Raw genomic sequence first — 23,304 nt, forward strand, 5'->3', positions numbered from 1 at the left:
AGAAGGTTTTATTCACATTGATTGTCGATCCTCTCCAAAAAGATAAACTTTTATAATCTCCCCCTTAAAACATTGAAAAGGAGTTGTTCATAATGGTTAACCGTTTTGGAGAAAAACCAACAATACTAAACACTAATCTCTCCATAAAGAAAAAAAAGACCACTGATGTTGGTCAGTGGACTTATGCTGATAATACTTTTCTTCCTTTACGACGACGTGCAGCAAGTACTCTACGACCATTTTTAGAACTCATACGTGCGCGGAAGCCATGTACTTTACTATGTTTACGTTTTTTTGGTTGGTATGTGCGTTTCATTTATATGACACCTCCTGGAAAGTCTATTATAAAAAATACTACAGACAGTCTTGCATATTATATATAAACTTCAGTCATTCTGTCAATGCTTATTTAGAAAATACATTTTATCTCGATCTAGGCAGAGGTGTTTTCCTTCCCTAGTAGTTATCCACAATCTACTACCTCATTCTGAAAAACTAGTGTGGACATTTTTTTACACCTTTAAAATTATCCACAAGACTTATAGACAGGTTCTACACAAATTCACCCACTGTGGATAAGTTAGGTGTGTATATTTATGCAATTTGTGGATAACCCCGAAAAAATCTTGAACTGCCTGGTTTTTTTTGATAAGATTATTGTGTTTTACTCTGTAAATAAATTTGTGTATGCGAAATGTTATCCACAATTGTTAATAATATGTGGATAGTTTTATCCACCAGGTAAGAATAACATTTATCCACAGCTTGTTTTTATTGTGAGTATCTATTAGGTATAGTTCATTTATAAACATATTTTAACCGTATTTATAACCAAATATTCAATAGAGATATTTAGGTAAAGGAGAAAGAAGCTTGGAACATTTAGAAGAGTTATGGGACAAAGTGCTCTCACAAGTTAAACAAAAAATCTCAAAACCAAGCTTTGAAACTTGGCTTAAATCCACGAAGCTACTTTCTTACAAAGTTGATACCGTAACTATTGCAGCGCCAAATTCATTTGGGCGTGAATGGTTGGAAAATCACTATGTACAGTTAATTGCTTCTATTTTGGCAGAATTGACAGGGAAAGATTTGCATATCCGTTTTGTTGTTCAACAAGACCCAGGCTTTGATGATTTCGATATTCCATCGCCACGTATTCAAGAAAAACAAGACGATCGTCCAGATTTCTCTCCTGGTATGCTGAACCTAAAAAACACATTTGATACATTCGTTATCGGATCTGGAAATCGCTTTGCACATGCCGCTTCACTAGCCGTTGCAGAAGCACCAGCAAAAGCTTATAACCCATTATTTATATATGGGGGAGTAGGTTTAGGAAAAACACATTTAATGCACGCAATTGGCCACTATGTATTGGAACATAACCCTAATGCTAAGGTGGTTTATTTGTCATCTGAAAAATTCACCAATGAGTTTATTAACTCTATTCGTGATAACAAAGCAGTAGAATTTCGAAATAAGTATCGAAGTGTTGATGTATTACTAATTGATGATATTCAATTCTTAGCTGGAAAAGAATCAACTCAGGAAGAATTTTTCCATACATTCAATACTTTGCATGAGGAATCGAAGCAAATAGTTATCTCAAGTGATCGACCTCCTAAGGAGATTCCAACTTTGGAAGACCGCTTACGCTCACGCTTTGAATGGGGTCTAATAACAGATATTGCCCCACCTGATTTAGAAACGCGAATTGCAATATTACGAAAAAAAGCAAAGGCTGATGGATTAGATATTCCAAATGAGGTTATGCTATATATTGCAAATCAAATTGACTCTAACATTCGTGAGTTAGAAGGCGCCTTAATCCGCGTAGTTGCTTACTCTTCGCTCGTGAATCAAGATATTACGGCTGAGTTAGCTGCACAAGCATTAAAAGACATTATTCCTAACTCAGTGCCTAGAATGGTCACGATTTTAGATATTCAAAAGGCTGTTGGGGAACACTTCCATGTGAAATTAGAAGATTTTACTGCGAAAAAACGTACGAAATCAATTGCATTCCCGCGCCAAATCGCTATGTATTTATCACGTGAATTAACCGATTTTTCATTACCTAAAATAGGTGAAGAATTTGGGGGCCGTGATCATACAACGGTCATCCATGCACATGAGAAGATCTCAACAATGTTTAAAGAAGATCAAAAGTTGCAGCAAGATATTAAACAGATCAAAAGTATGCTAGGTAAGTGAAATCCTGTGGATAACCCAAAAAGTTAACAACATACTTATACACAGCCTGTCTACACTCGGATAGGCTGATTTTATTCGTTAAATTGGACTTATCCACAAATCCACAGGCCCTACTACTATATCTATTAATCTTTTAATAAATAATAATATATATAAGTGAGGTATAATTTTATGAAATTTGATATCATGCGAGATCGTTTATTAGATGGATTAAACGATGTCATGAAGGCAGTTAGTTCAAAAACAACAATTCCGATTTTGACAGGAATAAAAATTGATGTAAGTGCCGAAGGAATGCGTTTAACTGGTAGTGATGCAGATATAACAATCCAAACGTATATCCCTGTTGAAGAAAATGGCGAGCAATTAATGAATGTTGAAAAACCAGGTTCAATTGTGTTGCAAGCTAAAATGTTCAATGAGATTGTTCGTAAATTACCTACTAATGATGTTGAATTTGAAGTATCTGAGAAATTCCAAACACGTATACGATCAGGTAAATCAGATTTCCATTTAATTGGTTTAGATTCAACTGAATATCCCCTATTACCAGAGATAAGTGAAGACAATCAATTCACTTTACCTGCTGATTTATTAAAATCAATTATTCGTGAAACAGTATTTGCAGTATCAACAAGTGAAAGTCGTCCAGTATTAACAGGTGTTCATTGGCAAATAAAAGACGGGGAACTTGTATGTGTTGCAACTGATAGTCATCGCCTTGCTCGTCGTAAAGTTACTTTAGAAAATTTACCAAGTGAACAATCCAGTGTTGTAGTACCAGGGAAAAGTTTGACTGAATTAAGTAAAATTTTGAACGATGCAACTACTCCTGTAGATATTGTTATGACAAACCAACAAGTTTTATTCAAAACAAATGATGTTTTATTCTTCTCACGCTTACTAGAAGGAAATTATCCTGATACATCGCGCCTAATTCCAGAAGAATACAAAACAGATGTGACGGTCAATGGCCGTTCTTTACTTCAAGCCATTGACCGCGCCTCTTTGCTTGCACGCGAAGATCGTAACAATGTTGTACGATTTACAACTATGCAAGATGATACTATTGAAATTTCTTCTAATTCACCCGAGGTAGGAAAAGTAGAAGAACAAATTCAAGTTAGCTCGCTTGTTGGGGATGAATTAAAAATTTCTTTCAGTGCAAAATATATGATGGATGCATTAAAAGCAATTGATGGGCAAGATGTTGTCATTCAATTTACAGGTGCTATGAGACCATTTATCATTCGTTCTGTACATGACGATGCTATATTACAATTGATTTTGCCTGTCCGTACCTATTAAGAATAATTATTTTAATATAATAATCAGTGTGGATTATTTCCCAAAACGGTTTGTGACCTGGTCATAAACTACTGATTTTACTAAAGGATAGTCGTTTCGATGACTATCCTTTTTACTTATGAACAAAAGTTCGGTAAAATATAGAGATAGAGAAAAATAGAAGAGGATGAAATTAACTGTGAATGAAATTGCTATTGATACTGAATTTGTAACGCTTGGCCAATTATTAAAAATAACAGATGCTATTAGCTCAGGTGGAATGGCTAAATGGTTTTTGCAAGAGAATGATGTCTATGTAAACGGAGAAGTAGATAATCGTCGTGGACGTAAACTGTATGTTGGCGATACTGTGAATATTCCTGGAACAGGGAGATTTCAGATAACTGGTCCAACGAACGGAGAATAACATGCATATAGAACGGTTAAAGCTGACGAATTACCGTAATTATGAATCGTTAGACTTGTCATTTTCCCCGAAAATTAATGTTTTCTTAGGGGAAAATGCACAGGGGAAAACGAATGTTATGGAATCTATATACGTTTTATCAATGGCAAAGTCACATCGTACTTCGAACGAGAAAGAATTGATACGGTGGAGCGAAGACTATGGTAAAATAGAAGGTGACGTTCAAAAAAAATATGGTCATTTACCTTTGGAATTAACTCTTTCTAAAAAAGGAAAAAAGGCAAGGGTTAACCATTTAGAACAAAGCCGTTTAAGTGATTATATAGGACAGATGAATGTCGTGATGTTTGCCCCGGAAGATTTAACTGTAGTAAAAGGCAGTCCCCAAATCAGAAGACGTTTTCTCGATATGGAAATCGGGCAAATTTCTCCAGTATATTTACATGATCTATTAACATTTCAAAAGCTATTAAAGCAACGGAATCACTTATTAAAACAAAACCAAGGGAAATCAGCATTGCAAGATGTAATGTTTGATGTATATACCGAACAATATATTCAAGCTGCTGTACAAGTTATTCATAAGAGATTTCAATTTATGGATTTACTCCAGGAGTGGGCAGAACCAATTCATTTTGGTATCTCCCGAAATTTAGAGAGATTACAGATTCGTTATCGTCCAGTGAGTGGTATGAATCCAGATTGGACAATTGCTGAAATGGCGTCTTTCTTGGAGAAGAAGCTACAAGATGCCTTGCCGCGCGAGCTTGAACGAGGCGTTACATTAATTGGACCACACAGAGATGATTTGCAGTTCCTTGTGAACGACTATGATGTACAAACATATGGATCTCAAGGTCAGCAACGTACGACGGCTCTATCACTCAAATTAGCTGAAATTGAACTTATTAAACAAGAAGTTGGGGAAGCGCCAATTTTGTTGCTAGATGATGTCCTTTCAGAGTTAGATGATTACCGTCAGTCACACTTACTGAATACTATTCAAGGTGAAGTTCAGACCTTTGTGACAACAACAAGTGTTGAAGGGATTGACCATGAAACAATCCGAGAAGCGGCAATGTTTCTTGTGAAACAGGGTTCTGTTGAAGTGGAAGAAACCTAGTATTAATACAGGTCAGTGGTTAGTAAAATAATTTAAAACGCATACTGATGTCATGAAAGAGTAGGTGGAACAAATGGCAATGGAAGAGAATAAACAGCCTGCTGCATATGATGCAGATCAGATACAAGTATTAGAGGGTTTAGAAGCAGTTCGTAAACGTCCGGGTATGTATATTGGTACTACGAGTTCTAAGGGTCTTCACCATTTGGTGTGGGAAATTGTAGATAACAGTATTGATGAAGCCTTAGCCGGATATTGTGATGAAATTAAAGTAACGATTGAAAAAGATAACTGGATTCGTGTCGACGATAATGGTCGTGGTATCCCAGTAAGCAATCAAGAAAAAATGGGGAAACCAGCTGTTGAAGTTATTATGACAGTGCTACATGCTGGAGGTAAATTTGGTGGTGGTGGATACAAAGTATCTGGTGGTTTACATGGTGTAGGTGCTTCTGTAGTAAACGCATTATCAGTTTCAACTGAAGTGTATGTAAAGCGCGATGGTCATATTCATTTCTTAAGTTTTAGTCGTGGCCAAACAGATCAGCCACTTCAAGTTATTGGTGATTCTGAAGAAACTGGAACAACAACACGTTTTAAAGCAGATCCTGAAATCTTCAAAGAAACAACAGTTTATGAATTTGATATATTAGCACACCGTATTCGAGAATTAGCTTATTTAAATCGTGGTATTAGTATTATGATAGCAGATGAACGCGGTGAAGAAGTACGTTCAAATACATACCACTATGAAGGTGGTATTAAATCTTATGTTGAACATATTAACGAAAAGAAAGAACCTCTTCATGAAGCAATTGATTTAAAAGGTGAAAAAGATGGTATTTCGGTTGAAATCGCTATGCAGTATAATGCTGGATTTGCCTCTAATATTTTCTCATTTGCTAACAATATCAATACGTATGAAGGTGGTACGCATGAATCAGGATTCAAAACAGCTTTAACACGTGTTATTAACGATTATGCGCGCAAAAATAATCTAATTAAAGATGCCGATGCAAATCTAGCAGGTGAAGATGTACGTGAAGGTTTAGTTGCTATTGTATCGATTAAACACCCTGATCCGCAGTTTGAAGGGCAAACGAAAACAAAATTAGGTAACTCTGAAGTAAGTACAATTACAAACTCATTGTTCTCAGAACGTTTCGAGAGATTTTTACTTGAAAATCCTTCAGTTTCTAGAACAATTGTTGATAAAGGTTTAATGGCAGCTAGAGCACGCGTAGCTGCGAAGAAAGCACGTGAATTTACACGCCGTAAATCCGCTTTAGAAGTTTCTAGCTTACCAGGTAAATTAGCTGACTGTTCTTCTCGTCATCCTGATGAAAGTGAAATTTATATCGTAGAGGGTGACTCTGCAGGTGGTTCAGCAAAATCAGGTCGTGACCGTCATTTCCAAGCCATTCTACCACTTAAGGGTAAAATTCTAAACGTGGAAAAAGCACGTTTAGATAAAATATTATCTAATGCTGAGATTAGAGCAATGATTACGGCAATTGGTACAGGTATTGGTGAAGAATTTGAATTGAAAAAAGCGCGCTACCATAAAATTGTCATCATGACTGATGCCGATGTTGATGGTGCCCACATTCGAACGCTATTATTAACATTCTTCTTCCGTTTCCTACGTCCATTGATAGAAGCGGGATATATTTATATTGCACAACCACCTTTGTATCAAATAAAACAAGGGAAACATATTGAATATTGTTACAGCGATGAAGAACTTCAAAAGATTCTAGAACGCCTTCCTAAAATGCCAAAACCAGGTATACAACGCTATAAAGGTCTTGGTGAAATGAACGCTGAGCAGTTATGGGAAACAACAATGGATCCAGAGAATCGTATTTTACTTCAAGTAGAACTTGATGATGCAATTGAAGCAGATCGAACTTTTGAGCAATTAATGGGCGAAGAGGTAGAACCACGCCGCCAATTTATTCAAGAAAATGCTGTTTACGTGAAAAATCTAGATATTTAACGAGCTAGTGAAGGGAGGTAAACACTTTGTCAGAAATCCACAATCCCGGTGTTAAAGGGATTAATATTAGTAAAGAAATTAGAACTTCATTTTTAGATTATGCTATGAGTGTTATCGTCTCTCGTGCCTTACCGGATGTACGTGATGGTTTAAAACCAGTACATCGTCGTATTTTGTACGGTATGCAAGAGTTAGGTAGTACTTCTGATAAGCCTTATAAAAAATCCGCTCGTATCGTTGGGGATGTAATGGGTAAGTATCACCCTCATGGTGACTCATCTATCTATGATGCAATGGTACGTATGGCGCAAGATTTCAGTTATCGTTATATGTTAGTAGATGGTCATGGTAACTTTGGTTCTGTTGATGGTGACGGAGCAGCTGCCATGCGTTATACGGAATCTCGTATGTCTAAAATCGCTATGGAAATGCTACGCGATATTAATAAAGACACAATCGACTATGAAGATAACTATGACGGAAATGAAAGAGAACCAATTGTCTTACCAGCTCGTTACCCAAATTTACTTGTTAACGGTGCTTCAGGTATTGCCGTTGGTATGGCAACTAACATTCCTCCTCATCAACTAGGGGAGGTTATTGATGGTGTATTAGCAATCTCTGATAATCCAGCAATTACAACAGAAGAGTTAATGGAAATCATCCCAGGACCAGACTTCCCTACAGGTGGTACAATCCTAGGCAGAAGCGGAATCCGCCGTGCTTATGAAACTGGCCGCGGTTCTATTATCATTCGTGCTAAAGTTGAAATAGAACAAAAATCAAATGGTAAAGATACAATTGTTATTCACGAGCTTCCTTACCAAGTAAACAAAGCAAAATTAATCGAAAAAATCGCGGAGTTGGTACGAGACAAGAAAATCGAAGGTATTACAAATATTAACGATGAGTCTGACCGTAACGGTATGCGTGTAGCTATCGATATCCGTAAAGATGCAAATTCTAATGTAGTATTAAATAATTTATATAAACAAACGGCTATGCAATCTAGCTTTGGTATTAACATGCTTGCGTTAGTTGAAGGTCAACCAAAAGTTTTAAGTTTAAAAGAAGCTCTTTATCACTATCTAGAACATCAAAAAGTAGTGATTCGTAGACGTACGCAGTTTGAGTTGAGAAAAGCAGAAGATCGAGCTCACATTTTAGAAGGTTTGCGTATTGCACTTGATCATATAGATGAAATTATTCATTTAATTCGTAGTTCACAGACGGGTGAAGAAGCGAAGACTGGTTTAATTGAAAAATTCAAATTAAGCGAACGTCAAGCACAGGCAATTTTAGATATGCGCCTACAACGTTTAACAGGTTTAGAGCGTGAAAAAATTGAAGGTGAATATCTAGAACTGCAAGCAATTATCGCAAAACTACGTGAAATACTAGCAGATGAAGGAAAGATTCGCCAAATTATTCATGAAGAATTGCTTGAGGTTAAAGAACGTTTCAATGATAAACGCCGTACAGAAATAACTGCCGGTGGTATGGAAATGATTGAAGATGAAGATTTAATCCCTCGTGAGAATTCAGTTATCACTCTTACGCATAACGGATATATTAAACGTTTACCTGCGAATACATATCGTAGTCAAAAGCGTGGAGGCCGTGGTGTACAAGGGATGGGTACAAATGATGATGATTTCGTTGAACATTTAATGAATACATCCACACATGATACAATTGTATTCTTTACATCTAAAGGTAAAGCGTTCCGTGCAAAAGGCTATGAAATCCCTGAATATGGACGTACAGCGAAAGGTTTGCCGATTGTTAACTTATTAAGCGTTGATAAGGACGAACAAGTAACAGCAATGATACGTGTTCCCTCGTTTGAAGATGATGCTTACTTTATATTCACAACGCGTACTGGCGTAACAAAACGTACTCCAGTATCATACTTCGCTAATATTCGTAATAATGGTCTAATAGCTATTTCTCTACGTGAGGAAGATGAATTAATTTCTGTTCGTCTTACGGACGGGAAAAAAGAAATTATCATAGGTACACGTAATGGTATGCTTGTACGATTTAACGAAGAAGACATTCGATTAATGGGTCGAACAGCAGCAGGGGTCCGTGGTATTCGTTTAAAAGATGATGACTATGTTGTCGGAATGGAAATGATTGAGCCAGGACAAGAAATTTTAGTTGTAACAGAAAAAGGTTACGGAAAGCGTACACCAGAAGAAGAGTATAGAATTCAAACTCGTGGTGGCGTGGGAATTAAAACATGCCAAATTACAGATAAAAATGGTCCATTGTCTGCTGTGAAAACAGTGGATGGTTCAGAAGATCTAATGCTCATCACAATTAACGGTATGTTAATTCGTATGGATATTAATGATATCTCAGTAACTGGACGTAGTACGCAAGGTGTTCGTCTAATTCGTCTAGGGGATGAAGAACTTGTTGCAACGGTTGCAAAAGTTGCAAAAGAATCAGAAGAAGATGAAGAAATAGATGGAAATGAAGAATCTGTTGAACTAAAAGAAGTAACAGTAGAAGAAAGTAATGCAGATTCTGAGCCAACAGATGCTGAATAATTGTATTTAATAATATGAAGAACCTTGACTATAAATAGTCAAGGTTCTTTTTTTGTTATTATTTTCATAACTTAACAAGACAAAATAATAATTAAACGCGGATTGTTGGATCTTAGGAAGAGCAAGAGAAAGGGCGACATAATAGATAAGGAAACTTGATATTATAAGCTTTTTCAAGGGAACTTTTATTCACAATTCTACAAAAAATGACAAAAAGTGATTTTACTTTAGGCATATATCAAGAAATTAAGGTAAAACATATATTATATTAAAATAACCATTTATACACTTCCTTACTTTAAAGTAATAGATTAATAGAACCTATTAAACGTTTTCTACTAAAAATAGATTGAATTTTCCCATTATTATATTATATTAAGAAAAAATAATTAAATAGTTTGACTTAAATTGGAATGAGTGTGTAAAATGTTAATTAATATATAACAATTGTATGAGTTTTTTAAAGTAATTGACATATTAATTAAATTTATGTATATATTTTAAAACGAAATACTGTTATTATTTTCTTAATATTCTTTCTACATAATGAGTATTTGAAAGGAGATATATTTTTGGCTAACACGAAGAATTTACTAACCATCAAGAATCTACACACTAGTTTTCGAATAAAGGATACATACTATGATGCTGTTGATGATGTTTCTATTACTTTAAATAAGAATGAAATCTTAGCTATAGTTGGAGAGTCAGGATGCGGAAAGAGTACACTAGCTACTTCAATAGTTGGTCTACATGCTGCAAACAATACTAGAGTTACAGGCGAAATCCTTTATAAAGATTTAAACCTAGCAGGACTTCCAGAAGATAAGTTTAATGAAATTCGTGGTAATGATATAGGGATGATTTTCCAAGATCCATTATCTGCATTAAATCCTCTAATGAGAATCGGTGAACAAATTTCAGAATCTTTAGTCTACCATACAGATTATACAAAAGGGCGCAGAACAGAACGTGTTCTTGAATTGTTAAATCAAGTAGGTATACCGAATCCTGAAAGAGTTGCTAGACAATTTCCACATCAATTATCAGGTGGGATGCGTCAACGTGTCATGATCGCTATTGCAATTGCTTGTAAGCCAGCTATTATTGTAGCTGATGAACCAACAACGGCGTTGGATGTAACGATTCAAGCTCAAATACTAGATTTATTGAAAGAATTACAAGCAGAAACAGAGAGTGGCATTATTTTGATTACGCATGATCTTGGAGTTGTTGCAGAAGTTGCAGATCGTGTGGCTGTTATGTATGCAGGCCAAATTATTGAAGCGGCCCCAGTAGAGGAGTTATTTAATAATCCTAAGCATCCGTATACAAGATCACTACTTAACTCCATTCCACAGATGAATAGCGAAAACGAGAAGCTTCAAGTCATTAAAGGATTAGTACCATCGCTCAAAAACTTACCGCGTCAAGGATGTCGTTTTTCATCTCGAATTCCGTGGCTTGCTGCAGAGACACATGAGGATAATCCAGTATTGCATGAAGTTGCTCCTGGACACCTTGTAAGATGTACTTGCTGGAAACACTTTGATTTTGAAGGTGCAGAAGGAGGACAACTAAGATGAGTTTTATGCAAATAAAAGATTTATGTGTACATTACCCAATTCGCGGTGGATTTTTCAATACAGTAGTTGACCATGTTTATGCGGTTGATGGTGTTAACATGGAATTCGATAGGGGTAAAACGTATGGTTTAGTTGGTGAATCTGGTTCGGGCAAGTCAACGACAGGGAAAGCAATTATTGGACTCGAAAAAATTACATCGGGTAGCATTATTTACGAAGGTAAGAATGTCACTAATCAGCGTCGCGAAAGAACCTCACCATATAATAGAGATATTCAAATGATTTTCCAAGATTCGCATTCTAGTATGAACCCAAGAAAGCGTATTAAGGATATTATTGCAGAACCTATTCGGAATTTTTTGAAATTAAGCGACCAAGAAGAAAATAAGCGTATTAATGAGTTGTTGGCAATTGTAGGGATGCCAGAGGATGCTAAATATAAATATCCACATGAATTTTCGGGAGGGCAAAAGCAACGCATAGGTATTGCTCGTGCAGTCGCCTGTAAACCAAAGATGATTATTGCTGATGAACCTGTATCAGCGCTTGATTTATCAGTACAAGCACAGGTTCTGAACTTTATGAAGGATATTCAAGAGGAATATGGATTGAGTTACTTATTCATTTCACATGATTTAGGTGTTGTAAAACATATGTGTGACAATATTTCCATTATGTATAAAGGGAGATTTGTAGAAACAGGACGTCGTGAAGATATCTATAAGAATCCTCAACATATTTATACACAACGATTATTGTCTGCTATACCTAATATTGAGCCGACTACTCGCATTGAACGTAAAAAAGAACGCCAAGGTGTGGAGGCTCTATATCAAAGTGAGCAACATAAATATTATGATAAAGATGGCAAGGTTTATGCTTTAAAGCAAATAAGTGATACGCATTCAGTTGCCATGAATATGCAAGAACAAGGAGGCAACTAAAATGTGGAAAACGATACTTAGAAGAGTTTTAATAATGATTCCACAATTGTTTGTCCTTAGCCTACTAATTTTTATCATGGCTAAGTTTATGCCTGGTGATCCGTTTACAGGTTTAATAACACCAGATACGGATCCAAATCGAATAGAGGAATTAAGAATTCAAGCTGGTTTTTATGATCCATGGTACGTGCAATATTATCACTGGATAACAAATGCTCTTCAAGGTGATCTTGGAGAAAGTTATGGATATAAAGTAGAAGTTGCAACACTAATTGGTGAGCGTGGTTTAAATACTTTATGGCTTTCTTTATTGAGTGTAATTTTATTATATGCTATCGCAATTCCTTTAGGTATTTTAGCGGGGCGTTTCCAAAACTCTTTTTTAGATAAGTCCATTGTATTTTACAGTTTTATTAGTTATGCTATTCCGACTTTTGTATTATCGTTGATTTTCCTATTTTTATTCGGTTATAAATTCCCTATTTTCCCTACTAGTGGAACAGTAGATGTTGCATATGATCCAGGAACGTGGGGATATTTTTGGAATAAGTTTTATCACTTGCTACTACCATCCATAACATACGCTTTGCTTGGTACGACAAGTGTCATTCAATATTTACGTAGTGAAATTATTGATGCAAAATCACTAGATTATGTTAAAACAGCTCGTAGTAAAGGACTTCCAATTTCAAAGGTGTATTCCAAACATATATTCCGAAATTCATTATTACCAATTGCTGCATTCCTGGGATTCACAATTACAGGATTGCTTGGTGGTTCAATTATTATTGAAACAATATTTGGATTTCCTGGAATGGGACAATTATTTTTACAATCTATTGAATCGCGTGATTACAGTGTAATTACGTCACTGGTTATGCTATATGGCTTCTTAGCATTATTGGGTAGTCTACTGTCCGACATTATTATGAGTATTGTAGACCCACGAATTCGGATAGAATGATGAATCTTAATGATTAAGGAGAGGTGAATAAAGTGACACAACAAGTGGAAAATACAACTGTAAAAAATGATGTAATAAGCTCTCCACCAACTGGTCTTCAAGTTATTTTGAGAGAGTTTAAAAAAGACAAGTTGGCCATGTTTTCATTCATCTTAATTGGGTTAATTATTGTAGGGGTTTTTGTCGCTGCAATGTTTATTGACCAAGCTGAGATTATGAAAATTAGCTTACGTGATAAATATGCACCACCTGGGGGCGACTTTATTCTCGGAGCTGATCACGGTGGTCGATCCATACTAGGACAACTAATTATTGGTGCTAGAAACTCTTTAGCTATAGCTATTGCAATTACAATCATTACAGGTATCGTGGGTGTCTTTATTGGTTTAGTGACTGGATACTTTGGTGGCTTAATTGATAATTTCTTTATGCGGATTATAGATTTCTTTATGACATTACCACAATTAATGATTATTATCGTCTTCGTTACAATTATTCCTAAGTACAATGTAGCGACGTTTATATTAATATTAAGTCTTTTCTTATGGATAGGTACTGCGCGACTTATACGTAGTAAATCCTTAACAGAAAGTAAAAGGGATTATGTAAGTGCTTCTAAGACAATGGGAACCCGTAATTCAACTATCATTTTCAAAGAGATAATGCCGAACTTAAGTTCAATAATTATTGTCGATTTGACTTTGAACTTTGCAGGAAATGTCGGCATTGAAACAGGATTATCCTTCCTAGGTTTCGGTTTACCACAATCAACGCCAAGTTTAGGAACTCTTGTTAATTACGCGCTAGACCCAGCAGTATTGTCCACGAAGTTATGGATTTGGTTACCAGCATCATTATTAATTTTAGTATTGATGTTAGGGATAAATTATGTTGGTCAGGCATTACGTCGGTCAGCAGATGCAAGACAGAGATTAGGATAAAAGGGGAGGAAAAGAGATGAAGAAAAGGAATTGGTCATTATTCGCTATGCTTTTGGCACTAGTATTGGTGTTAGCAGCTTGTGGTGGAGACAAGGAAAATGGGAAAGAAAACAATGGTGGAGAGAAAGAACCAACAAAAGAAGCAGGTAAAAAACCTGATACAAGTAATTTTTCAGTAGCTGTAGATAACAAAGATGAATCCATTCAAGGTGGTACTTTACAAGTTGCTGCAGTAAGTGATTCTCCGTTCAAAGGTATTTTCCTAGCAGAATTATATGAAGATGCTTATGATGATGCAATTATGAAGTACGCTTCAAATTCATTATTTGAGACAAAAGAAGATTTCTTGTTATCTAATAAAGGTATCGCTTCATTAAAAGTAGACACTGAAAAGAAAAAAGCAACAGTTAAAATTCGTAAAGAAGTTAAATGGTCAGATGGTCAACCTTTAACAATTGATGATGTAATTTACCCATATGAAATTATTGGTCATAAAGATTACACTGGTGTTCGTTATGATAATAGCTTCAAAAATATTAAGGGTGCTGAAGAGTATCATGCTGGTAAAGCAAAAACAATCTCTGGTTTAAAGAAAATCGATGATTATACATTAGAAATCTCATTTAAAGATTTATCACCAGGTATCTATAACGGCGGTGATGGCTTATGGGGCTACGCTGCACCGAAACACTATTTGAAAGACGAAGGTATTAAGGATTTAATCAAATCCCCTAAAATTCGTAAAGACATAGTTACTCTAGGGGCATTTAAATTTGATAAAATTGTAAATGGTGAATCCGTACAGTTTGTAGCAAATGAACACTACTGGAAGGGTAAACCGAAAATCGATAAAATTGTAGTAACAACTGTGCCTTCAACACAAATTTCAGAAGCTCTAAAAGCTGGTAAGTATGATATTGCATCTTCATTTAAAGCAACTGAATATGATTCAGTAAAAGATTTAAAAAATTTGACAGTACTTGGACGTCCTGAGTTAGCTTACTCTTATATTGGTTTCAAGCTAGGCAAATTCGATTCTAAAACAGGTGAAAGTAAAACAGATCCTAATGCTAAAATGGCCGATGTAAATTTACGTCAAGCATTTGCATATGCAATGGATGTTGAAGCAGTTGCAGATGAATATTTCGGTGGCCTACGTGTACGTAGTAACTCTTTAATTCCACCAGTGTTCAATTCATTCTATGACGAGTCATTAGAAGGTTTCAAATATGATCCAGAAAAAGCAAAGAAATTATTAGATGACGCTGGTTTTAAAGACGTTGATGGTGACGGTTTCCGTGAAGATAAAAACGGTAAAAAACTTGAAATTAAATTTGCAGCAATGTCAGGTGGTCCTAAGGAAGACGCAATGGCTGAGTACTATTTGCAAAACTGGAAAGACGTCGGTCTAAATGTAGTATTATCAACAGGTCGTTTAATTGAATTCAACAGCTTCTATGATAAAGTAAAAGCTGATGATAAGAATATTGATGTGTGGTCAGCTGCATGGGGTACTGCTTCTGATCCATCTCCATCAGGTTTATACGCTCATGATTCATCATATAACTACAGTCGTTTTACATCGCCTGAGTTGGATAAATTATTGAAAAATATTGATTCTTCAAAATCACTTGATCCAAAATATCGTGCAAAAGCGTTTAAAGATTGGCAAGTATACATGGCTGAACAAGCGCCTGTTTTCCCAATCTATTACCGCACTGAGCTTTTCCCAGTTAACAAACGTGTGAAAAACTACAATATCGACTGGGTTGGTGCTTCTGATTATAACGAAATCGAGCTTACTGCTGACGCACCGATTAAATAATAAAATATTTATCTAAATTTAAAAAGCCTCCGAGCAATCGCACTATATGTGCAATGCCTGGAGGCTTTTATATTCTAATCTAAATTTAAGCGACTAAAGGACTAAATATTTATATTACAATTAAAGTAAGTTTTAGATACAATATATACTAGGGCAAATTATTTATTTTCGAAGGGGTGCGTGTAAATGAGTGCGACATTAGTAAGGGTGGCTGATTTACAATTGGGTAGTATTGTAGCTGAGGATATAATGGCCAATACACAATACCCTATTGTTTATAAAAATACTAAAATTTCCAGAGAACATATATTTGTATTTCAAGCTTTCCAAATTCAAAGAATCCCAGTGCTCACTGTATCAATTGTTGAGAAAAAAGAAAATGAAAGCACGTTAGTTGTTGAAACTATTAAGGAAGATGAAGTGGTAGTGGTAGTAGAAAGTATGACACCATTTGCTAGCCAATATAGAAAAAGTGCTGAGGAATTTAAATCGGAATTCTCCAAATGGCAGGCAGGTAGTAAAGTTGATATTGTAAAGGTCCGTACCATTATTCTCCCATTAATAGATTATGTATTAAAAAATCGCGCACTTATTTTTTCGTTAAATGAACTTTCGGATTCTAAAAATTATATCTATCATCATTCTGTAGCGCTTAGTTTAATCTCTGCTGCAATTGCGCACAAAATGGGCTTATCTAAAGGTGATGTTATTCAAATGGCTAGCGCAGCTGCTTTAGCTGATTGTGGTATGGCGAAAGTGAATAAAAAGATTCTTGAAAAAGCAGGAGCCTTATCTGAGTTAGAACTTAAAGAAATTCAGGAGCATCCATTTTATAGTGCACAACTGGTAAAAGATATTCCTCTTTTAAAAGCTGATATGAAGATTGCTATATATCAACATCATGAGCGATTAGATGGTAGTGGCTATCCATTAGGTGAGAAGGGTAACACCATTGCTGTATATTCTCATATTATTGCAGTAGCAGATGTTCTCCATGCAATGACATGCGAACGGGTATACAGAGAAAAAGAATCGTCATTTAAAGTATTGGAAATGATCAGGGAATCGCAATTTGGTAAATTTAATATTGAAGTTGTGCACACATTATTTAGTTGTTTAGCAGATTTACCATTAGGAACAAAAGTAGAGTTATCTAATTTTACATTAGCAACAATTGTTTTTGTAAATAAGGATACTCCTACTCGCCCCGTTGTAAAGTTAATAGATACGTCAGAAATCATTGATTTATCAAGGAATCGTGTATTATACATTGAGAGATTAGTAGTAGTATAACTTTATTTATTCTATCCCTTTATAAAGTCCTTATATAGGAAGAAACTTATCTAAATAGATAAGTAGTTTCTAAATGATAGGGATAGAATTCATTTTTTGTTAAAAAGTATTGACAGTTATATAGAGGTTGTTGTATTATATTAATTGTCGCTAAGACGTAATGAACAAAACTTAAAAACTTCATTTCAAACAAAACTTTTTCAAAAAAAGTAGTTGACACTTGAAGGTATAAATGTTAAGATTTAAAAGTCGTCAAAACAGTACGACGAAATGAACCTTGAAAACTGAACAAGCAAGACGTTAATCAATAAATGTTTTTGGACATCAACCCTGTTGGTGGATCAAAACGAAATAGATATCATCTTCGGATGATACGCTAGCAAAGCTAATGAGCTTTCAAACTACTTTTATGGAGAGTTTGATCCTGGCTCAGGACGAACGCTGGCGGCGTGCCTAATACATGCAAGTCGAGCGAATGATGAAGAAGCTTGCTTCTTCTGATTTAGCGGCGGACGGGTGAGTAACACGTGGGCAACCTACCTAGTAGATTGGGATAACTCCGGGAAACCGGGGCTAATACCGAATAATCCATTTTGTCACATGGCAAAATGCTGAAAGGCGGTTTCGGCTGTCACTACTAGATGGGCCCGCGGTGCATTAGCTAGTTGGTGGGGTAATGGCCTACCAAGGCAACGATGCATAGCCGACCTGAGAGGGTGATCGGCCACATTGGGACTGAGACACGGCCCAAACTCCTACGGGAGGCAGCAGTAGGGAATCTTCCACAATGGACGAAAGTCTGATGGAGCAACGCCGCGTGAGTGATGAAGGTTTTCGGATCGTAAAACTCTGTTGTAAGGGAAGAACAAGTACGTTAGTAACTGAACGTACCTTGACGGTACCTTATTAGAAAGCCACGGCTAACTACGTGCCAGCAGCCGCGGTAATACGTAGGTGGCAAGCGTTGTCCGGATTTATTGGGCGTAAAGCGCGCGCAGGTGGTTTCTTAAGTCTGATGTGAAAGCCCACGGCTCAACCGTGGAGGGTCATTGGAAACTGGGAGACTTGAGTGCAGAAGAGGAAAGTGGAATTCCAAGTGTAGCGGTGAAATGCGTAGAGATTTGGAGGAACACCAGTGGCGAAGGCGACTTTCTGGTCTGTAACTGACACTGAGGCGCGAAAGCGTGGGGAGCAAACAGGATTAGATACCCTGGTAGTCCACGCCGTAAACGATGAGTGCTAAGTGTTAGGGGGTTTCCGCCCCTTAGTGCTGCAGCTAACGCATTAAGCACTCCGCCTGGGGAGTACGGCCGCAAGGTTGAAACTCAAAGGAATTGACGGGGGCCCGCACAAGCGGTGGAGCATGTGGTTTAATTCGAAGCAACGCGAAGAACCTTACCAGGTCTTGACATCCCAATGACCGCTCTAGAGATAGAGTTTTCCCTTCGGGGACATTGGTGACAGGTGGTGCATGGTTGTCGTCAGCTCGTGTCGTGAGATGTTGGGTTAAGTCCCGCAACGAGCGCAACCCTTGATCTTAGTTGCCATCATTTAGTTGGGCACTCTAAGGTGACTGCCGGTGACAAACCGGAGGAAGGTGGGGATGACGTCAAATCATCATGCCCCTTATGACCTGGGCTACACACGTGCTACAATGGACGATACAAAGAGTCGCTAACTCGCGAGGGTATGCTAATCTCATAAAATCGTTCTCAGTTCGGATTGTAGGCTGCAACTCGCCTACATGAAGCCGGAATCGCTAGTAATCGTGGATCAGCATGCCACGGTGAATACGTTCCCGGGCCTTGTACACACCGCCCGTCACACCACGAGAGTTTGTAACACCCGAAGTCGGTGAGGTAACCTTTATGGAGCCAGCCGCCGAAGGTGGGATAGATGATTGGGGTGAAGTCGTAACAAGGTAGCCGTATCGGAAGGTGCGGCTGGATCACCTCCTTTCTAAGGATAATTACGGAAACAGATCTTGGATCTGTCGATTAACGTCTTGCGTTCAGTTTTGAAGGCTCATTGTAAAATGATCTTCAAAACCTTGTTCTTTGAAAACTGGATAAAACGACATTGAAGCAAATTAAGTAACACATTTTTTATTATTAAGTTTTTTAGGCTTAATAACTAACTTTTAGGTTAAGTTATTAAGGGCGCATGGCGGATGCCTTGGCACTAGGAGCCGAAGAAGGACGGCACTAACACCGATATGCTTCGGGGAGCTGTAAGTGAGCTTTGATCCGGAGATTTCCGAATGGGGGAACCCACTGTTCGTAATGGAGCAGTATCTTGACGTGAATACATAGCGTCTTGATGGCAGACCCAGGGAACTGAAACATCTAAGTACCTGGAGGAAGAGAAAGAAAAATCGATTCCCTGAGTAGCGGCGAGCGAAACGGGAATAGCCCAAACCAAGAGGCTTGCCTCTTGGGGTTGTAGGACACTCTATATGGAGTTACAAAGGAATGAGTTAAACGAAGCGGTCTGGAAAGGCCCGCCAGAGCAGGTAACAGCCCTGTAGTTGAAAGTTCATTCTCTCTTGAGTGTATCCTGAGTACGGCGGAACACGTGAAATTCCGTCGGAATCTGGGAGGACCATCTCCCAAGGCTAAATACTACCTAGTGACCGATAGTGAACCAGTACCGTGAGGGAAAGGTGAAAAGCACCCCGGAAGGGGAGTGAAATAGATCCTGAAACCATGTGCCTACAAGTAGTTAGAGCCCGTTAATGGGTGATAGCGTGCCTTTTGTAGAATGAACCGGCGAGTTACGATTACATGCGAGGTTAAGTTTTAGAAGACGGAGCCGTAGCGAAAGCGAGTCTGAATAGGGCGAATGAGTATGTGGTTGTAGACCCGAAACCAGGTGATCTACCCATGTCCAGGGTGAAGGTAAGGTAACACTTACTGGAGGCCCGAACCCACGTACGTTGAAAAGTGCGGGGATGAGGTGTGGGTAGCGGAGAAATTCCAATCGAACCTGGAGATAGCTGGTTCTCTCCGAAATAGCTTTAGGGCTAGCCTCGTGATAGAGAATCCTGGAGGTAGAGCACTGTTTGAACTAGGGGTCCATCCCGGATTACCGAATTCAGACAAACTCCGAATGCCAGTGATTTATGCACGGGAGTCAGACTGCGAGTGATAAGATCCGTAGTCAAAAGGGAAACAGCCCAGACCACCAGCTAAGGTCCCAAAGTAATTGTTAAGTGGAAAAGGATGTGACGTTGCTTAGACAACCAGGATGTTGGCTCAGAAGCAGCCATCATTTAAAGAGTGCGTAATAGCTCACTGGTCGAGTGACGCTGCGCCGAAAATGTATCGGGGCTAAACAATTCACCGAAGCTGTGGATGGACATCTTAGATGTCCGTGGTAGGAGAGCGTTCTAAGTGCTGTGAAGTCAGACCGGAAGGACTGGTGGAGCGCTTAGAAGTGAGAATGCCGGTATGAGTAGCGAAAGACGGGTGAGAATCCCGTCCACCGAATGACTAAGGTTTCCTGAGGAAGGCTCGTCCGCTCAGGGTTAGTCGGGACCTAAGCCGAGGCCGATAGGCGTAGGCGATGGACAACAGGTTGATATTCCTGTACCACCTATTTACCATTTGAGCAATGGGGGGACGCAGTAGGATAGGGTAAGCATGCTGTTGGTTATGCATGTTCAAGCAGTGAGGCGTGAAATGAGGCAAATCCCATTTCTATAACGTTGAGCTGTGATGACGAGGACGTATGTCCGGAGTTCCTGATTTCACACTGCCAAGAAAAGCCTCTAGCGAGGTAAAAGGTGCCCGTACCGCAAACCGACACAGGTAGTCGAGGAGAGAATCCTAAGGTGTGCGAGAGAACTCTCGTTAAGGAACTCGGCAAAATGACCCCGTAACTTCGGGAGAAGGGGTGCTCTAGTAGGGTGAAAGCCCGAGAGAGCCGCAGTGAATAGGCCCAGGCGACTGTTTAGCAAAAACACAGGTCTCTGCAAAACCGTAAGGTGACGTATAGGGGCTGACGCCTGCCCGGTGCTGGAAGGTTAAGAGGAGTGCTTAGCGCAAGCGAAGGTGCGAATTGAAGCCCCAGTAAACGGCGGCCGTAACTATAACGGTCCTAAGGTAGCGAAATTCCTTGTCGGGTAAGTTCCGACCCGCACGAAAGGCGTAACGATCTGGGCACTGTCTCAACGAGAGACTCGGTGAAATTATAGTACCTGTGAAGATGCAGGTTACCCGCGACAGGACGGAAAGACCCCGTGGAGCTTTACTGTAGCCTGATATTGAATTTTGATACAGCTTGTACAGGATAGGTAGGAGCCAGAGATTCCGGAGCGCCAGCTTCGGAGGAGGCGTTGGTGGGATACTACCCTAGCTGTATTGAACTTCTAACCCATGCCCCTTAGCGGGGTAGGAGACAGTGTCAGGCGGGCAGTTTGACTGGGGCGGTCGCCTCCTAAAGAGTAACGGAGGCGCCCAAAGGTTCCCTCAGAATGGTTGGAAATCATTCGTAGAGTGTAAAGGCATAAGGGAGCTTGACTGCGAGACCTACAAGTCGAGCAGGGTCGAAAGACGGGCTTAGTGATCCGGTGGTTCCGCATGGAAGGGCCATCGCTCAACGGATAAAAGCTACCCCGGGGATAACAGGCTTATCTCCCCCAAGAGTCCACATCGACGGGGAGGTTTGGCACCTCGATGTCGGCTCATCGCATCCTGGGGCTGTAGTCGGTCCCAAGGGTTGGGCTGTTCGCCCATTAAAGCGGTACGCGAGCTGGGTTCAGAACGTCGTGAGACAGTTCGGTCCCTATCCGTCGTGGGCGTAGGAAATTTGAGAGGAGCTGTCCTTAGTACGAGAGGACCGGGATGGACACACCGCTGGTGTACCAGTTGTTCTGCCAAGGGCATCGCTGGGTAGCTATGTGTGGACGGGATAAGTGCTGAAAGCATCTAAGCATGAAGCCCCCCTCAAGATGAGATTTCCCATTACGCAAGTAAGTAAGATCCCTCAAAGACGATGAGGTAGATAGGTTCGAGGTGGAAGTGTGGCGACATACGGAGCTGACGAATACTAATAGATCGAGGACTTAACCAAATTTTACTTAACAAACTTCAATGTAATTTATCCAGTTTTGAGAGAACAAGTTCTCTATAAAAGAGTTTCAATACAACATGTATTGGAAGTCGAATATAGTCTAGTGATGATGGCAAAGAGGTCACACCCGTTCCCATGCCGAACACGGAAGTTAAGCTCTTTAGCGCCGATGGTAGTTGGGGGTTTCCCCCTGTGAGAGTAGGACGTTGCTAGGCACACTAAAGCACAACTGATTTAATCAGTTGTGCTTTTTTTATACATATTAATACTTAAGTACAATATTTCACTCGAATTTAGAAAATATATATTTTCTAAAAATACATTACTGAGTCTAGAATAAAGTTTAATATTCAGGGAATCATATATAACTATATAATTTATGTTTGAATACCCTGTCCCTGTTAAAATCGTTTTCCTTGAACAAATATTAGATAAGGCATAAGGTTAAATGAATATATTTAAATAGAATAACAGAATTTATTCAAACTGGAGGTTTAGAGAAATGACGGTAATCTACGATTTTTCGGTCAAGAAGATAGATGGTGAGCTGCAGAATTTAAGTGGTTTCGCGGGTAAAACATTGTTAATTGTAAATACAGCTAGTAAATGTGGTTTTACACCACAATTTAAAGAACTACAAGAATTATATGAAAAATACAATGAACAAGGATTTGAGATTTTAGGTTTTCCTTGTGATCAATTTAATAATCAAGAGTTTGCTAATATTGATGAAACAATGCAATTTTGCCAAAGAAACTTCGGAGTGAGTTTTCCTATGTTTGCCAAGATTGATGTGAAGGGTGACAATGCTGATCCATTATTCAAACACTTAATTTCAGAGAAAAAAGGATTACTAACGGAGGCTATTAAATGGAATTTCACTAAGTTCTTAATTAATAAGGATGGTAAGGTTGTAGCGCGTTACGCACCTCAAACTTCACCTACTAAAATTGAAAATGACTTAAAATCTGTACTGAAGTAAAAAATTCGAAATAATCTTATTTATTGCAGAGTCCTTGACAAGTGAATAGCCACGTTGTTAATCTTACAATTAATATTCTTTTACA

General features: G+C 38.4%; 14 protein-coding genes and 3 rRNA genes. 16 read left to right on the forward strand and 1 reads right to left on the reverse strand.

Annotated elements, in window-relative coordinates:
* Positions 1-181 precede the first annotated feature (181 nt).
* Positions 182-316: a 50S ribosomal protein L34 gene (rpmH, locus tag ACZLO7_RS01055; RefSeq protein WP_036200974.1), complete on the reverse strand. Its 135-nt coding sequence runs from the start codon at positions 314-316 to the stop codon at positions 182-184.
* 557 nt (positions 317-873) lie between these two features.
* On the opposite strand from rpmH, the gene dnaA reads away from it, so the two are divergent.
* From dnaA to ACZLO7_RS01135, 16 genes are all read left to right on the forward strand, one after another.
* The gene (gene dnaA, locus ACZLO7_RS01060) at positions 874-2,217 is read left to right on the forward strand and encodes a chromosomal replication initiator protein DnaA (RefSeq protein ID WP_464939697.1); all 1,344 of its coding nucleotides are present in this window, start codon (positions 874-876) and stop codon (positions 2,215-2,217) included.
* A gap of 171 nt (positions 2,218-2,388) precedes the next feature.
* Positions 2,389-3,525, forward strand: a complete 1,137-nt coding sequence (dnaN, locus tag ACZLO7_RS01065; protein WP_464939696.1) for a DNA polymerase III subunit beta — start codon at positions 2,389-2,391, stop codon at positions 3,523-3,525.
* 178 nt (positions 3,526-3,703) lie between these two features.
* Positions 3,704-3,931, forward strand: a complete 228-nt coding sequence (gene yaaA, locus ACZLO7_RS01070) for a S4 domain-containing protein YaaA (RefSeq protein ID WP_038179148.1) — start codon at positions 3,704-3,706, stop codon at positions 3,929-3,931.
* A gap of 1 nt (position 3,932) precedes the next feature.
* Positions 3,933-5,054, forward strand: a complete 1,122-nt coding sequence (recF, locus tag ACZLO7_RS01075; RefSeq protein WP_464939694.1) for a DNA replication/repair protein RecF — start codon at positions 3,933-3,935, stop codon at positions 5,052-5,054.
* 73 nt (positions 5,055-5,127) lie between these two features.
* Positions 5,128-7,053, forward strand: coding sequence for a DNA topoisomerase (ATP-hydrolyzing) subunit B (gene gyrB / locus ACZLO7_RS01080; RefSeq protein WP_464939693.1), 1,926 nt, complete (start codon positions 5,128-5,130; stop codon positions 7,051-7,053).
* A gap of 26 nt (positions 7,054-7,079) precedes the next feature.
* Entirely contained in the window at positions 7,080-9,611 is a 2,532-nt protein-coding gene (gene gyrA, locus ACZLO7_RS01085; RefSeq protein ID WP_464939692.1) for a DNA gyrase subunit A, read from the forward strand.
* A gap of 572 nt (positions 9,612-10,183) precedes the next feature.
* Positions 10,184-11,197 carry an ABC transporter ATP-binding protein gene (locus tag ACZLO7_RS01090; RefSeq protein WP_464939691.1) on the forward strand — a complete coding sequence of 338 codons (1,014 nt, stop codon included), beginning with the start codon at positions 10,184-10,186 and terminating at the stop codon, positions 11,195-11,197.
* Positions 11,194-12,141, forward strand: a complete 948-nt coding sequence (locus tag ACZLO7_RS01095) for an ATP-binding cassette domain-containing protein (protein ID WP_464939690.1) — start codon at positions 11,194-11,196, stop codon at positions 12,139-12,141. The genes ACZLO7_RS01090 and ACZLO7_RS01095 overlap by 4 nt, the downstream gene beginning before the upstream one ends.
* Before the next feature lies 1 nt (position 12,142).
* Positions 12,143-13,105 carry an oligopeptide ABC transporter permease gene (opp4B, locus tag ACZLO7_RS01100; protein WP_464939689.1) on the forward strand — a complete coding sequence of 321 codons (963 nt, stop codon included), beginning with the start codon at positions 12,143-12,145 and terminating at the stop codon, positions 13,103-13,105.
* Positions 13,106-13,137: 32 nt separating this feature from the next.
* Positions 13,138-14,046 (forward strand): ABC transporter permease, encoded by a 909-nt coding sequence (locus tag ACZLO7_RS01105; protein WP_464939688.1) that lies wholly within the window; start codon positions 13,138-13,140, stop codon positions 14,044-14,046.
* A gap of 16 nt (positions 14,047-14,062) precedes the next feature.
* Positions 14,063-15,871: an oligopeptide ABC transporter substrate-binding protein gene (locus ACZLO7_RS01110; protein ID WP_464939687.1), complete on the forward strand. Its 1,809-nt coding sequence runs from the start codon at positions 14,063-14,065 to the stop codon at positions 15,869-15,871.
* A gap of 186 nt (positions 15,872-16,057) precedes the next feature.
* The gene (locus ACZLO7_RS01115; protein ID WP_464939686.1) at positions 16,058-17,164 is read left to right on the forward strand and encodes an HD-GYP domain-containing protein; all 1,107 of its coding nucleotides are present in this window, start codon (positions 16,058-16,060) and stop codon (positions 17,162-17,164) included.
* A 406-nt stretch (positions 17,165-17,570) separates the two neighbouring features.
* Positions 17,571-19,123, forward strand: a 16S ribosomal RNA gene (locus tag ACZLO7_RS01120).
* A 184-nt stretch (positions 19,124-19,307) separates the two neighbouring features.
* Positions 19,308-22,237, forward strand: a 23S ribosomal RNA gene (locus tag ACZLO7_RS01125).
* Between the two features lie 99 nt (positions 22,238-22,336).
* Positions 22,337-22,452: ribosomal RNA gene (rrf, locus tag ACZLO7_RS01130) — 5S ribosomal RNA — on the forward strand.
* The 16S, 23S and 5S rRNA genes sit together here, the layout of an rRNA operon.
* A 287-nt stretch (positions 22,453-22,739) precedes the next feature.
* Complete coding sequence (locus ACZLO7_RS01135; protein WP_464941265.1) at positions 22,740-23,219, forward strand: glutathione peroxidase; 480 nt, start codon at positions 22,740-22,742, stop codon at positions 23,217-23,219.
* Positions 23,220-23,304: the final 85 nt, after the last annotated feature.

The organism is Viridibacillus sp. d25.2 (assembly GCF_055456015.2).

What these genes read in the sequence shown, in the direction of transcription:
- recF (WP_464939694.1), top strand. Translation starts at nt 3,933, where the DNA reads ATGCATATAGAACGGTTAAAGCTGACGAATTACCGTAATTATGAATCG.
- ACZLO7_RS01135 (WP_464941265.1), top strand. Translation starts at nt 22,740, where the DNA reads ATGACGGTAATCTACGATTTTTCGGTCAAGAAGATAGATGGTGAGCTG.
- ACZLO7_RS01095 (WP_464939690.1), top strand. Translation starts at nt 11,194, where the DNA reads ATGAGTTTTATGCAAATAAAAGATTTATGTGTACATTACCCAATTCGC.
- dnaN (WP_464939696.1), top strand. Translation starts at nt 2,389, where the DNA reads ATGAAATTTGATATCATGCGAGATCGTTTATTAGATGGATTAAACGAT.
- ACZLO7_RS01110 (WP_464939687.1), top strand. Translation starts at nt 14,063, where the DNA reads ATGAAGAAAAGGAATTGGTCATTATTCGCTATGCTTTTGGCACTAGTA.
- gyrB (WP_464939693.1), top strand. Translation starts at nt 5,128, where the DNA reads ATGGCAATGGAAGAGAATAAACAGCCTGCTGCATATGATGCAGATCAG.
- rpmH (WP_036200974.1), bottom strand. Translation starts at nt 316, where the DNA reads ATGAAACGCACATACCAACCAAAAAAACGTAAACATAGTAAAGTACAT.
- opp4B (WP_464939689.1), top strand. Translation starts at nt 12,143, where the DNA reads ATGTGGAAAACGATACTTAGAAGAGTTTTAATAATGATTCCACAATTG.
- ACZLO7_RS01115 (WP_464939686.1), top strand. Translation starts at nt 16,058, where the DNA reads ATGAGTGCGACATTAGTAAGGGTGGCTGATTTACAATTGGGTAGTATT.